Origin of the sequence: Kutzneria viridogrisea DSM 43870 (genome assembly GCF_000525635.1) — a bacterium.
In the GTDB taxonomy this organism is placed as follows: Bacteria; Actinomycetota; Actinomycetes; order Mycobacteriales; family Pseudonocardiaceae; genus Kutzneria; species Kutzneria viridogrisea.
Map to the genome: position 1 here is coordinate 8,495,605 of NZ_CP007155.1, position 13,104 is coordinate 8,508,708.

General features: G+C 72.7%; 15 protein-coding genes. 7 read left to right on the top strand and 8 right to left on the bottom strand.

Features of this window, described 5'->3' with window-relative positions; all coding sequences use genetic code 11:
* Positions 1–50: 50 nt before the first annotated feature.
* Entirely contained in the window at positions 51–443 is a 393-nt protein-coding gene (locus KALB_RS36925) for a VOC family protein (protein ID WP_030111471.1), read from the top strand.
* Here the strand turns inward: KALB_RS36925 and KALB_RS36930 are convergent.
* Positions 440–1,090, bottom strand: coding sequence for an FMN-dependent NADH-azoreductase (locus KALB_RS36930; RefSeq protein ID WP_236650102.1), 651 nt, complete (start codon positions 1,088–1,090; stop codon positions 440–442). The two genes, KALB_RS36925 and KALB_RS36930, sit on opposite strands and share 4 nt — an antisense overlap.
* Before the next feature lie 58 nt (positions 1,091–1,148).
* Here KALB_RS36930 and KALB_RS36935 point away from each other — a divergent pair, with 58 nt between their 5' ends.
* Positions 1,149–2,021, top strand: a complete 873-nt coding sequence (locus tag KALB_RS36935) for a sigma-70 family RNA polymerase sigma factor (RefSeq protein WP_025360707.1) — start codon at positions 1,149–1,151, stop codon at positions 2,019–2,021.
* A 3-nt stretch (positions 2,022–2,024) separates the two neighbouring features.
* On the opposite strand, the gene KALB_RS47235 is transcribed toward KALB_RS36935, so the two are convergent.
* The 3 genes from KALB_RS47235 to KALB_RS36945 are packed head-to-tail and all read right to left on the bottom strand — an operon-like array spanning position 2,025 to position 3,849.
* Entirely contained in the window at positions 2,025–2,192 is a 168-nt protein-coding gene (locus KALB_RS47235) for a dienelactone hydrolase family protein (protein ID WP_148309801.1), read from the bottom strand.
* A gap of 42 nt (positions 2,193–2,234) precedes the next feature.
* Positions 2,235–2,912, bottom strand: coding sequence for a helix-turn-helix transcriptional regulator (locus tag KALB_RS36940; protein WP_025360708.1), 678 nt, complete (start codon positions 2,910–2,912; stop codon positions 2,235–2,237).
* 10 nt (positions 2,913–2,922) lie between these two features.
* Positions 2,923–3,849: a LysR family transcriptional regulator gene (locus KALB_RS36945; protein ID WP_158510879.1), complete on the bottom strand. Its 927-nt coding sequence runs from the start codon at positions 3,847–3,849 to the stop codon at positions 2,923–2,925.
* A 48-nt stretch (positions 3,850–3,897) separates the two neighbouring features.
* On the opposite strand from KALB_RS36945, the gene KALB_RS36950 reads away from it, so the two are divergent.
* Positions 3,898–5,064, top strand: coding sequence for an MFS transporter (locus KALB_RS36950; RefSeq protein WP_081789704.1), 1,167 nt, complete (start codon positions 3,898–3,900; stop codon positions 5,062–5,064).
* A gap of 68 nt (positions 5,065–5,132) precedes the next feature.
* Here the strand turns inward: KALB_RS36950 and KALB_RS44600 are convergent, their stop codons facing one another.
* Both KALB_RS44600 and KALB_RS36960 read right to left on the bottom strand, forming a co-directional pair.
* Positions 5,133–6,173, bottom strand: coding sequence for a DUF6114 domain-containing protein (locus KALB_RS44600; protein WP_025360711.1), 1,041 nt, complete (start codon positions 6,171–6,173; stop codon positions 5,133–5,135).
* Positions 6,174–6,251: 78 nt separating this feature from the next.
* The gene (locus KALB_RS36960) at positions 6,252–6,875 is read right to left on the bottom strand and encodes a DUF6230 family protein (RefSeq protein WP_025360712.1); all 624 of its coding nucleotides are present in this window, start codon (positions 6,873–6,875) and stop codon (positions 6,252–6,254) included.
* Positions 6,876–7,158: 283 nt separating this feature from the next.
* Between KALB_RS36960 and KALB_RS36965 the strand changes: the two genes are divergently transcribed.
* Positions 7,159–8,562 (top strand): neutral zinc metallopeptidase, encoded by a 1,404-nt coding sequence (locus KALB_RS36965; RefSeq protein WP_236650103.1) that lies wholly within the window; start codon positions 7,159–7,161, stop codon positions 8,560–8,562.
* A 453-nt stretch (positions 8,563–9,015) separates the two neighbouring features.
* On the opposite strand, the gene KALB_RS36970 is transcribed toward KALB_RS36965, so the two are convergent.
* Together KALB_RS36970 and KALB_RS36975 are read right to left on the bottom strand one after the other, a co-directional pair.
* A complete protein-coding gene (locus tag KALB_RS36970; protein WP_025360714.1) occupies positions 9,016–10,002 on the bottom strand; it encodes a tetratricopeptide repeat protein in 987 nt (328 codons plus the stop codon).
* A 188-nt stretch (positions 10,003–10,190) separates the two neighbouring features.
* A complete protein-coding gene (locus KALB_RS36975; protein WP_025360715.1) occupies positions 10,191–10,487 on the bottom strand; it encodes an MTH1187 family thiamine-binding protein in 297 nt (98 codons plus the stop codon).
* Between the two features lie 68 nt (positions 10,488–10,555).
* On the opposite strand from KALB_RS36975, the gene KALB_RS36980 reads away from it, so the two are divergent.
* From KALB_RS36980 to KALB_RS36990, 3 genes are read left to right on the top strand one after another with little or no spacing between them, the layout of a single operon-like run.
* Entirely contained in the window at positions 10,556–11,059 is a 504-nt protein-coding gene (locus KALB_RS36980; protein ID WP_025360716.1) for a MarR family winged helix-turn-helix transcriptional regulator, read from the top strand.
* A gap of 31 nt (positions 11,060–11,090) precedes the next feature.
* Positions 11,091–12,152: a phosphotransferase family protein gene (locus KALB_RS47960; protein ID WP_025360717.1), complete on the top strand. Its 1,062-nt coding sequence runs from the start codon at positions 11,091–11,093 to the stop codon at positions 12,150–12,152.
* Between the two features lie 43 nt (positions 12,153–12,195).
* Positions 12,196–13,044, top strand: coding sequence for a sigma-70 family RNA polymerase sigma factor (locus KALB_RS36990; RefSeq protein WP_025360718.1), 849 nt, complete (start codon positions 12,196–12,198; stop codon positions 13,042–13,044).
* Positions 13,045–13,104: the final 60 nt, after the last annotated feature.

A 13,104-nucleotide genomic window follows, 5' to 3' on the forward strand; every position in this document is an offset into this window, starting at 1 on the left:
CGTCTGATTCCTCCAAGACCCCACGCCAGGCACTGCCTACGGTGGTGGCCATGACAGCACCGCGTTTCTCGGCGATCGGACTGGTCGTCGCCGACATGGCCAAGTCCCTGGCCTTCTACCGCGCGCTCGGCCTGGACATCCCGGCCGGGGCGGACAGCGAACCGCACGTGGAGGTGACGCTGCCCGGCGGCCTGCGGCTGATGTGGGACTCCGTGCAGACGGTGCACAGCTTCAACCCGTCCTGGCAGGCGCCGGTGGGCTCCTCACGTGCGGCGCTGGCCTTCGACTGCGGCAGCCCGCAGGGCGTGGACGAGGCCTTCGCCAACCTGGTCGGCGCGGGGTACGAGGGCGGCAAGCAGCCGTGGGACGCGTTCTGGGGTCAGCGCTACGCGACCCTGCACGACCCGGACGGTAACGAGGTCGACCTGTTCGCGGCCGCCTAGGGCAGCAGCGCGGCGACCTCGGCTCGTGCGGCGGCCAGTGAGTTCGCCGCCCGCGGGCGGAGGTCGGCCAGGTGCGGGAGCAGTTCGGCAATGGTGAGTTCGGCGCCGAGCAGGAACAGGTCCTGCTCGGCCACGCCCTGTTTGCCGAAGTAGGCCCGCAGGTAGGGCGTGTGGAAGTCGGGGCTGCCCGTGCCGCCGCGTGCGGTGACCACCACCACCCGCGTGCCGCGGAACAGGCTGTCCGCCAAGGGAAAGGTCACGCGGTCGAGCCAGGCCTTCAGCGTGGCGGGCACCGAGAGGTTGTACATCGGGGCGCCGATCAGCAGGGTGTCGGCGGCCAGCAGTTCCGCGACGAGCGGACGGGTCAGCGCCCACTCCCGGTCCTCCTCAGGGGTTTCGACCAGCGTGGCCACCTGGTCCGCGGGCACGAGGCCGTGCCGCTCCAGCCGGCGGCCGAGCACGCAGTAGGCGGTGCCCAGCGGCGGCACCGGGTCGGCGGCCAGGTCCCGGTAGCGGTACCCGGCCGAGCCGTGCCGGGCGCGCCAGGTGTCGGCGAACAGCGCGGTCAGCTGCCTGCTGACCGACTCGCCGGAACGGTTGGCGCTGGAATCGAGGTGCAGCAAGGAGGGCACGGGTGCTCCTGTCACTTCGGCTAGGTTGCGTTCGTCATGGGAGGTGACGGACCGCGGCGTGGAGAGGTGACCGGTGGACGGCCTGGCGGAGGGTTTCGAGGCGCAGCGCGATCACCTGCGGGCGGTCGCGCACCGGATACTCGGCTCGCCGAGTGAGGCCGAGGACGCCGTGCAGGAGGCGTGGCTGCGCCTGAGCCGGGTCGACGCCACCGAGGTGGACAACCTGGCGGGCTGGCTGCGCACGGTGGTGACCCGGATCTGCCTGGACGTGCTGCGGGCTCGCCGGGCGCGGCGGGAGGACCTGACCGAGCAGGAGGTGTTCGCGCAGGTCTCGGACCCGGCTCGGTGGAGCGCCCCCGAGGACGAGGCGGTGCTGGCCGACTCGGTGAGCCGCGCGCTGCTGGTGGTGCTGGACACGCTGACCCCGGCCGAACGGGTCGCCTTCGTGCTGCACGACGTGTTCGCGGTGCCGTTCGACCAGATCGCGCCCATCGTGGAGCGCACGCCCGTCACCACGAAGAAGCTGGCGAGCCGCGCGCGGCAGAAGGTCCGGGGCACACCTGCGGTCCCGGCTGCCGAGCTCGCTCGCAACCGGCGGGTCGTCACGGCGTTCCTGGCCGCGGCCCGGTCCGGTGACCTCGACGCGGTGTTGGCGGTGCTGGCCCCCGACGTGGTGCGCCGCGCCGATCTCGCCGCGGTGCCGCCCGGTGGCGTGGCCGAGGTCCGCGGGGCACGGGCCGTGGCGGAGGGCACGGTGTTGCTGGCGCGCCGGTCCCGGTTCGCCGAGGTGGCGCTGATCAACGGCGCGGTGGGAGTGGTCGTGGCCCCGCGTGGCCGGTTGGTGTTCGCGCTCACCTTCACCGTCGAGCGGGACAGGATCGCCGCCTACGAGGTGATCGCCGACCCGGCACGCCTGCGGCAGCTCGACCTCGCCGTGCTCGACTGACGGTCACCGGCCGCGGGCCAGGAACTCGTGGTCTGCCAACGGGTAGCCGTGCGGTTCGCCCGCGCCCAGGGCGGCACGCAGCTCGGCACTCTGTCCAAACGGGACGATGTGGTCCAGATTGCCGAGCTGGAACAGGAAAGGTGGCGACGCGTCCGGGATCCAGGGCGTCATGCCCGCGTGGTGCACACCTGGCCGGTGTGCACACAACGGGTGCTACCCCAGCAGGATGGTCAGCGGCACGCCCGCCAGCGCCTTCACGTCCCGGGCCAGGTGCGCCTGATCCGCGTAGCCGGTGCTGGCCGCGACCTCCGCGTACGGCAGGCCCGCCGTGGCCAGCGCCAGCGCCCGCTCCAGGCGCAGCACCCTGGCCAGGGTCTTCGGGCCGTAACCGAACCCGGCCAGGCTGCGCCGGTGCAGCTGCCGCTCGCTCAGGCCCACGGCCCCGGCGACCTCGGCCACCGGCCGTCCCGCGCGCAGCCCGGCGACCACCCCGGCCAGCACGCGGTCCGGCGGCGCGAGCCGGTCGGCCACGGCCTGTTCGAGCGCCGCCCCGCGATCGGCCGAGTCGCCGACCCGCTCCGCGAGGCGCCGTGCGGCCCGGTCCGGCCACAGCTCGGACAGGTCCAGCCGCTGGTCGGTCAGCTCGTTGGCGGGTACGCCGAGCACCCCCGGGCCGGTGCCGGGGGCGAACCGGATGCCGACGTAGCTCGTGCCCGGCGCGCTGCTCACCTCGTGCGCCGCGGTGTCCGGCCCGGCGACGAGGACCCGGCCGTCGACCCAGATCAGGTCCAGGCAGCCGTCGGGCAGGATCCGGTGCCGCAGGGCCTCGCCCGCACGCACCTCGCGGGTCCACAGCACGGACCCGGCCCGCCCGGCTCGCTCCCGGTACATGCCGGTCACGCTACGCGTCGACCACCTCCAGGCAAGCGGAGGCGAACTCGGTCAGCGCCCGGTCGGTGCTGCCCCGCCGCCAGGCCACGACGAGCTCGCTCGGGCTGGCGTCGGTGACCAACCGGTAGGCGATCCCGGGCCGCCGGTGCACGCGCGTGGTCGTCTCGGCGAGCATGGCTATGCCGTGACCTGCGGCGATGGCCTCGAAGTAGTCCTCGGCGTTGGCCACCTCGATGCCGATGCGCGGGGCGCGCGGCACCTGGTCCAGCGCCAGCCAGAAGTCGCGGAACGGCCCGGAGGACGCGGGCAGCGCCACGAAGGTCTCCCCGGCGAGATCACTGAGCCGCACCGACTCGCGCGCGACCAGCCGGTGGTCGGCGGCCAGCGCGACCCAGCGCGGGTCCCAGCGCAGGGTCCGGGTCTCCAGCTCGTCCTGTCCGGGCAAAGGAAGTCGCAGCAGTGCGATGTCGCAGCGGGCGTCGAGCACCGCGCCCGCCGGATCCGTCCAGTCGCACAGCCGCAGTTCCACCCGCCAGCCGGGGCAGCGCCGGGTGAACCCGTCGATGATCGGTTTGAGCAGCGGGGACCCGATGCTGGAGTGGTAGCCCACCCGCAGCCCCCGGGAACCGGCGCGCTGCGCGGCCCGCGCCGCACGCACCCCCTCGGCGAGTTCGGCCAGCGCGGCGCGGGCCGCGGGCACCATGGCCTGGCCCGCCACGGTCAGCGCCACGCCCTGCCGGTTGCGGATGAACAGCGGGAAGCCCAGTTCCCGCTCCAGTCTGCGGATCGCCTTGGACAGCGCGGGCTGCGCGATGAACAGCCGTTCGGCCGCGTGCGTGAAGTGCAGTTCCTCGGCCACCGCGAGGAAGTAGCGCAGCAATCGCGAGGAGATGTCCAGCACGCCGACCACGGTAGCCCTGTCATGCCTGTCAGGCATGGACTTTGGTCTTGGTGGCCGGGCCCGTGACGCGATCATGCTCGGGGCATGACTCCCGCGATGACCACCGCCCGCACCCCGACCACCAGCCCGTGGCCCGGCATGGGCGCCGTGGTGGCCACGTTCATCGCCGCGATGACCCCCGCGTTCGCGATCTCCGCGCTGGCCACGCCGATCGAGCGGGCCCTACACCTGAGCGGAACCGGGTTCGGCCTCGCACTGAGCGGGTTCTTCGCCATGACCGCGCTCGGCTCGCCGGTGGCCCGCAGGGTGGCCGTCCGCCTGCCCGTGCCGGTGCTGCTCGCCCTGGTGTGCGGCACCGCCGCGCTCTGCCTGCCACTGGCCACGACCGGCACCGCGGGACTGGCCCTCGCGCTGCTGCTGGCCGGTGCGGGCAACGCGCTCACCCAGCCCGCCGCCGCCCGCTACATCGCGGGACGTGTTCCCGCACAACGGCTCTCGCTGGCCACCGGGCTCACCGGCGCGGCGCTGGGCGCGGCCCCGATGCTGCCGGGACTGCTCGCCGGGCAGGTGGCCGAGCCGTTGGGCTGGCGCCTCACCCTGCTGCTCGCCGCCGGATTCCCCTTGCTGGCACTGGCTTTCACACCGCTGGCCCGCACACAGGGGCACCCGGTGGCCGCCAGCGGCGAAGCCGCACCCCTGAGCCGCACGCTGGTCCTGTGGACGGTCGGCGCCGCACTGGCCACGATCGGTTCCAACGCCACGGCCTCGTTCTTCGTGCAGCTGGGCACCGGTTCCGGCTTGTCCACGACGGTCGCGGGCACGATGTTGTCCCTGGCCAGCCTGCTCGCCGTGGCGGTGCGCCTGGTCGCCGGGGTGCGCGCGGACCGTGCGCCGCAACACAATCCGCTCGTCGTGGCCGCGATGATGCTCAGCGGGGCCCTCGGCCTGGTGCTGATCGCGCTCGGTACGCCGGTGACGTTCGTGCTGGGCGCGGTGCTCGTCGTGGCGGGCGGCTGGGGCTGGACCGGTCTGCTGCTGTCCGCGGTGCTGCGGCTGCTGCCTGGCCAGGCCGCCCGCGCGGGCGCCACCGTGCAGATCGGACTGTTCGGCGGCGCCGCCCTGGCCCCGTTCGCGTTCGGCGCCCTGTCCAGCTCGGTCGGCACCTCGACCGCCGTGCTGCTGGCCGCGGGCTGCGCGCTGGCCGGTGCGCTCGCGGTGCGGGTGGGCGCCGCCCTGACCCGCGTGGAATGACGCCATGAAAGTGCCGTTCACTGCGTTGAGCGCAGTGAACGGCACTTTCATGGCGCTTCCGGGCCCGGTCAGCTGGCGACGATCCTGGCCCCGGGGATGCGCAGCACGCCGCCGCGCAGGTCGGTGTTGGTCACCGTGACCTCGGTGAAGGTCACCAGCGGGATGGTCAACGGGGGCGGGCTGGCCGCCGAGTAGTCCACCGGGATCTTGATGCCCAGCAGGTTCAGGTTTCCCTTGAGCCGCTGGGTGAGCAGGGTGACTCGGCTGCCGGGACTGACCGTGGAGGTGCTGCCCGGGGCCGCCGAGGTGACGATCTTGTGCCCGTTGCCGAAATCCGCGGTCTGCACCAGGTTGGTGATCTCCAGGTCGCTGGCGGTGAACTGGAGCACCTTGACCACCTGGCCGCTGAGCACCGCGTCCACCACTCCCCCGAAGTTCAGCCCGCTCATCCTCAACCGGCTCGCGTTCAGCGTCCACGCCCTGCTGCCCGCGGGCGGTGCGGGCGGCGGCGCAACCGTGGTCGTGGTCGTCGGCTTCGCGGAAGTCGTTGTGCTGGCGGGAGTTGTGCTGGAAGGGGTTGTACTGACGGCTGTCGTGCTGGTCGTGGTCGAACTGACCGGTGCCGCCGCGCTGGCGGTCACCGGCGAGGGGCCGCCGTTGCCCAGCAACAGCCCGGCGAGCAGCGCGCCCGCGAGCACCACGGCGGCCGGGGGCAGCGCCTGCGCGGTGCGAGGGCGCCTGCGGGGCCTGGTGGTCCAGGACATGGCCAGCGCGGAGCCGACCACACCGAGCAGGGTGCCCAGCAGGAAGCCGCCCAGGTTCGAGGTCACCAGCGCGATCAGCGACAGGATCATCGCGGTGATCGCCGCCGCGGCGCGGAACTGGGGCCGCAGCAGCAGACTGAGCGCGCACACCTCCAGCAGCACCCCGATCAGCAGCCCGGACACCCCGCCCAGGGTGCTGATCGAGATGGCCAGGTCGCCCAGCTTCAGCGAGGCGAACGGCGGGAAGACGATCACCAACCCGCCCAGGGCCAGGAAGATCCCCGCCCAGAACGGGCGACCGCGCCGCCAGCCGCCGAACCGCTGCCACACACCCGCCACGAGCACCGCCTCCTTCTCGCCCCGAACAGGACGCGGGCCCCGCCACCGCCGCCACGGGGTCGGCGGGGCCCGCGAGCTCTCACCTCAGCCGCCGCACTCCTGCTGGCCGGACACGATGCGCAGGCTCATGCCCTTGAAGGCGATGGTCTGCGCGCTGGTGCCCCAGGCGGTCTGGCGCACCTTGTCGATGCTGACCTTGTCGGCCTGCATGCCGAAGTCACCCGGCCTGCCGACCACCCCGGCCGGGCCGCCGCTGACCTGGCTGGCGTCCACGCCGATCTGCGGGTTGGTCAGCGTGAAGTCGCCGTCCACCTGGGCCACGTCCACGACCAGGTCGCTGGCCTGCATGCCGCCCGGTCCGGCGGCGGTGATGCGCATCGTGAGGTCACCGACGATGGGCAGCTTGGGCAGGAACACCGACTGGCAGAAGTTGTCCAGGGTGGCCCTGCGGAAACCGTTGCGCGCCACCGGGTGTGGCGCGTCCGTGCTCGCCGCCAGCGAGCCGAACTGCACGAAGCCGTCGCCCTGGAGGTGATCGGCGGAGACCTTGAAGCTGCTGCCCGACACCGTGAACGAGGCGGCCAGCGCGCCCTGGGACAGGCCGACCAGCAGCACGCCCGCGCCCACCCCGCCCACGGCGAGCGTGGCCGCGAACCGCGTCCACCTGGTCCTGCCACGCTCCTGCTCGGGCTCCTCGCCTTCGGTCATGCGCGACTCCCTTCCCGCTAAGTAACCCACCGGTAACTTCACGGCGAGACTCACCCGCTTGGCACCGCGAGCACAAGAAACGGCACCGACCAGGACCGGAAATCACTCCCGAGAGTGAAATATTTTCACGTTCCGATCACGGCGTGCCCCGTCAGCGCGTTCCCACCACAGCGGCCGTACTGGGCCAGTAGGGTGCACCCGGCGTCGCAGACGGCGGCCTGGTCTGATGGGGCGGGAGCGGATGAACACGGGAAGTCGTCGCCGGGTGGCGATGCTGGTTGCCATGGCGGCGTCGGTCGGACTGGTCACGGGCTGTTCCACCAAGGTGGCCGGGGCGGCCTCCCCGCTCGGCCAGCTCGACGCGGGCTCGGTGGCCGGGCTGCCGGTCACCAACGGGGCCAGCGGACCGCGCTCGGGCATCGCCGACGCGACCCTGCCGGTCACCGGCTCGGACGGCGGGGAGATGGACAAGCTCGCGCTGAACACCCTCGCCGACGTCAACGACTACTGGACCCAGCAGCTGCCCGCGGTCTTCAACAAGCAGTTCCGCCCGGTGAGCAAGCTGACCTCCTACGACTCCGACGGCCCCAACCAGAGGGTCTGCGCGGGCAAGGTCGACACCAAGGGCGTGGCCAACGCCTTCTACTGCAACCTGGACAACAGCGTGTCCTGGGACCGCGGCCAGCTGCTGCCCCTGCTCACCCAGAAGTTCGGGCCGCTGGCCGTGACCATGGTGCTGGCACACGAGATGGGCCACGCCATCCAGTACCAGCTGGGGCCGCTCAGCGGGGTCAACCAGGGCACGCCCAGCATCGTGCTGGAGCAGCAGGCCGACTGCTACGCGGGCGGTTTCATGCGGTTCGTGGCCGAGGGCAAGGCCAAGCACTTCGAGATGTCCACCGGGGACGGGCTGAACAAGGTGCTGGCCACGACCTTCTTCGTGCGCGACACCCCGGGCGGCTCGTTCACCGACGAGTCCGCGCACGGCAGCGCCTTCGACCGGGTCTTCGCCTTCCAGGCCGGTTTCGCCGACGGCCCCAAGCGCTGCTCGCAGATCAGCCCCAGCGAGATCAAGAGCCGGGTCACCGAGACCGGGTTCGTCGACGCCAAGGACTCCGCCAAGGGCGGCAACGCCACCATCGACGACAAGAGCCTCGGACACGTACAGGACGCGCTCAAGCAGGTGTTCAGCAAGCAGGCGCCGAACGCGCCGAGCTTCAGCTCCAGCGGGGCCACCTGCTCGGACGCCAAGCCCACCTCGCCGGTGGCCTACTGCCCGTCCAGCAACGTGATCTCACTGGACCTGGCCAAGCTCAAGGAGATCGGCACCCCCGCCAAGAAGGGGCAGGGCAAGGGCATCGGGGACTTCGCCGCCTTCGGCGAGGTCGCCTCCCGCTACGCCCTGGCCGTGCAGAAGGCCAACAACCTGCCGCTGGAGGGCACCGAGGCCGCGCTGCGCACCTCCTGCCTGGTCGGCTACTGGGGCGCCGCGATGAAGACCCCGACCGCCGGGGTCCGGCTCACCGCCGGTGACCTGGACAAGGCCATCGCCGAGCTGCTCACCGCCACCAGCCTCATCGCCGCCGACGTCAACGGCACCCCCGCCGCCGCCGGCTTCACCCGCGTCGAGGCCTTCCGCATCGGCTTCCTCCAGGGCGCCAACACCTGCACCCAGCAGTTCTCCTGACCGCTGGCGCGGGCCCGCCGCCGACCAACAAACGCCATGAAGGTGCCCTTTGAGACGCTGAATGTCCCAAACGGCACCTTCATGGCACGGCGGCGCAGCCCCACGAACGGCCCCACAACGCCACAAAGGTGCCGTTCAAGACACTGAACGTCCCAAACGGCACCTTCACGACACGGCCGAGCCGCCACCCCACCCCAACACGCCATGAAGGTGCCGTTCAAGACGCTGAACGTCCCAAACGGCACCTTCACGACACCTGGTACCGAGCCGCCACCCCACCCCAACACGCCATGAAGGTGCCGTTCAAGACGCTGAACGTCCCAAACGGCACCTTCATGGCACGGCCAAGACACGCTACGAAAGGACCATTCGCTGCGTCCAGCGCAGCGAAAGCCACCTTCACGGCGGCCGGGGCGGGCGCACAACCTCGCCAACGACACCAAACCGCGTGGGTCAGAACAGGGCGCTGGCCAGGTTGCGGCGGGCGGCGGCCACGCGCTGGTCGTCCACGGGGAACAGCTCGAACAGGCCCACCAGGTGCTCGCGGGCCTTGTTGCGGTCCTCGCCGGCGCTGCGGCGCACGGTCTCGACCAGCCGGTGGAACGCCTCGGTCACCAACTGCTGGGCGATCTCGGCGTCCGCGGCGGTCAGCTGGGCGGCGACGTCGTCCGGGTTGGCGTCGGCCGCGGCGATGGCGGAGGGGTCGGCGGCCTCGGCGCGGGCGGTGAAGCGGACCTGGGCCAGCGCGGCCTTGGCCTCCTCGTTGCCCGGCTCGGCGTCGAGGATCTGCTGGTAGGCGGCCTCGGCGGCGGGGAAGTCCCCGCGCTCGAACGCCTCCTCGGCGGCGACGAAGCGCGGGTCCTCGGGCTCCTCGGCGGGCAGCTCACCGCTGTCCACGGCGGCGCGCTCGGCGGCGGCGATGCCGGGCAGCTTGTCGCGCAGGGCGTCGATGAGCGAGTCGATCCACTTGCGGATCTCCGGCTCGGGCAGCGCACCGGCGAAGGCGTCCACCGGCTGACCGCCCGCGATGGCCACGACCGTGGGCACCGACTGCACGCCGAACACCTGCGCGATGCGCGGGTTGGCGTCCACGTCCACCTTGGCCAGGATCCAGGTGCCGCCACCGGCCTCGGCCAGCCGCTCCAGCACCGGGGACAGCTGCTTGCACGGGCCGCACCAGGTGGCCCACAGGTCGACGATCACCGGCACCTGTAGGGACCGCTCGACGACCTCGGTCTGGAAGGTGGCCTCGGTGACCTCGATGATCCACGGGCCGCCCGCGGCCTGCTGCTCGGCGGGCTGCCCCTGCTGACCTGCTGCGGGACGGGCTGCTGGTTGGCGGGCCGCCGCGTCGGCCTTGGCCTTGAGGGCCGACAGGTCGACGGCACCGGCCAGCGCCGCGGACAGTGCTGCGCTCTGGCGGGGGTTGGGCCTTGTCACGCCTCCATCCTGACACGCCGCTCGAAGGCGCGGCCGGGGAGTCCACCAGGTGGGTCAGCGGGGCTCATGGCCGCTCGGCGAGCAGGCCGCCGACGGTGCGGCCCGCAGCGATCCACGGGCCGGTTGTGCACCGGCTGGTGGCGGGCGCCACCAGTTCCTCGTTCGTCGCGATCGAGCGGTGCGCGGGGTCAGTCCAGGTAGCGCTCCACCCGCTCCACCTTGGCGTGCAGCTGATCGGTGTGCCCCGGACGGATGTCGGCCTTCAGCACCAGTGACACCCTCGGCGCGTGTGCCTGCACGGCCTGCACCGCGCGCTTGACCACGTCCATCACCTCGTCCCAGTCCTCGCCCTCGACGGTGGTGAACATGCTCGTGGTCTCGTTGGGCAGCCCCGATTCGCGGACCACGCGCACCGCGTCGGCCACCGCCTCGGCCACACTGTCGGACTCCCCGCCGAGCGGGGACACGCTGAATGCGACGAGCACCACGCCTCCCGATGGTTTCCGGCCTCGTTCGACCAGCCTAGGTGGTGGAACTGCTAGCGTCGCCGGTCATGGGCACCCAACCGCTGCCGTTCGACCCCATTGCCCGCGCGGCGGCGCTGTGGGAGGAACGCGTCGGCCCTTCCGGGGCGATGGCCGCGGTGACCAGCGTGATGCGGGTGCAGCAGATCCTGCAGTCCACCGTGGACGGTGCACTGCGCCCGCACGGGTTGACCTTCGCCCGCTACGAGGCGCTGGTGCTGCTGACCTTCTCCCGGCGGGGCAGCCTGCCGATGCGCGTCATGGGCGAACGGCTGCAACTGCACCCCACCAGCGTCACCAACATCGTGGACCGACTGGAGGCCGACGGTCTGGTCAAGCGCGTCCCGCACCCCTCGGACCGGCGCACCACGCTGGTGGAGATCACCGAGGCGGGCAGGCAGCGCCGCGAGGAGGCGACCGCCTCGATCACCGCGGTGAACCTGGGCCTGCGCGGGCTCACCGAGCGGCAGACCGAGCAGCTGACCGACCTGTTGTCCAAGGTGCGCAAGGCAGCGGGCGACTTCGGCGACTAATTCGCTTGGCCCGCACTGACACGCTGGCGGGGTGAGCAGAACCGTCAGCGTGCCGGGGCACGAACCGTTCGCCGTGGACAGCCCGTGGTGGGCGCACGTGGAGCCGGTGGCCCAGCGGCTGGGCCCGGACCGGCCCGTGCTGCGACTGGTCTCGGTCAGCGGCGGGGAGGGCGGCCGGGACGGGCTGGTGCGCTACCAGGTGGAGCCGGGCGAGCCGGTCGCCGACCACCCGCTGCGGGCGCCGTGGGCGCGGCCGGGCGGGCCGGGGGCCCTGCTGGCCTGGGCGGGCCGCGAGCTGGACGGCCTGCTGCGCGGTGACCCGGTGCAGGTGAAGACCTGGAACCTGTCCTGCGTGTACCGGCTGGACACGGTTCGGGGCACGGCCTGGCTGAAGGCGAGCCCGGCCTGGGCCGCCGACGAGGCCGCGGCGATCTGCCTGGTGCGGCGGCACGCGCCGGAACTGGTGCCCGAGCCGCTGGCGACGGCCCCGTACCGCACGGTGACGCTGGGTGCGAACGGCGTGTCGTGGCGGGAACTCGGCGCACGGGGCGCCAGCGCGGTCGTGCGGGACTGGGTGGCCGTGCAGGCGGCGCTGGCGGGATCGGTGCCCGGTGCGCCGCTGGACGTGCGCCGGGAGTTCCGCCGGTTCGACGGGTTCGCGGTGGAGGGCCTGCCGGAGCTGGCGGCCCGGCTGCCGGAGCTGCTGGCGGAACTGGCCGGGGCGGGCCTGCCGGACACGCTGGTGCACGGGGACCTGCACCCGGGCAACTGGGTCTCCGACGGCACCCGGCACACGGTGATCGACTGGTCGGACCACTACCAGGGCAACCCGGCCGCCGACATCACCCGGCTGACCGGCTGGCTGCCGGAGGACCAGGTGGAGGAGGTCGCCGACACCTGGGTGCGGGCCTGGCGCGAGCGCTGGCCGGGCAGCAGGCCGGAGCGGGCGCTGGCGCCGATGCGCGTGCTGGGGCCGGTCCTGGACGCCATCACCTACCAGCGGTTCCTGGACAACATCGAACCCTCCGAGCGGGTGTACCACGAGAACGACCCGGTGGACGAGCTCACCCGCGCGGTGGCCGAACTGGTGTAGCCGTCACATCCGCGGGCCGCGATCCGTCAGTGAGGATGTGACGGTGGAGCAGAACGAGGTTCTGGCCCGGCAGTTCCAGGAGCACGGCGCGCACCTGCGGGCGGTGGCGTACCGGATGCTCGGCTCGCTGAGCGAGGCCGAGGACGCGGTGCAGGAGGCGTGGCTGCGGCTGAACCGCTCGGACACCAGCGAGGTGGCCAACCTGGCCGGGTGGCTGACCACGGTGGTGGGGCGGGTCTGCCTGGACATGCTGCGCACGCGCAGGTCCCGGCGCGAGGAGCCGATCGAGCACGCCCCGGGCGCGGCGGACCCGGTCGACCCCGAGCAGGAGGCTGTGCTGGCCGACTCGGTCGGGCTCGCCCTGCTGGTGGTGCTGGACACGCTGGACCCGGCGGAACGGCTCGCCTTCGTGCTGCACGACCTGTTCGCCATGCCCTTCACGGAGATCGCGGAGGTGGTGGGCCGCTCCCCCGCGGCGACCCGGCAGTTGGCCAGCCGCGCGCGACGCCGGGTGCGGGGCACCGACACGGTGCCCGAGGCCGACCTGTCCCGGCAGCGCGAGGTGGTGGAGGCGTTCCTGGCGGCGGCCCGGGGTGGGGACCTGGAAGCGCTGCTCGTGGTGCTGGACCCGGATGTGGTGGTCCGCGGTGGCGCCGGTGGCCAGACGCGCGGTGCCGAGGCCGTGGCCCGCGGCGCGAGCGCCTTCGCGGAGCGGGCGCGCAACTCCCGGCTCGCGCTGGTGAACGGTTCCGTTGGCCTGGTCGTGGCGCCCCGGGGACGGCTCGCGCTCGCGCTGGTGTTCAGCATCACCGGGAACCGGATCGCCGAGGTCGAGGTGATCTCCGACCGGGAACGGCTGGACGGCCTGCGGCTCGCGGTGCTGGCGGGCTGAGCGCGCAACGGGACGCAGATCACGGTCCCACCAGTCGGACGACCCTGGTGGGACGGTTCG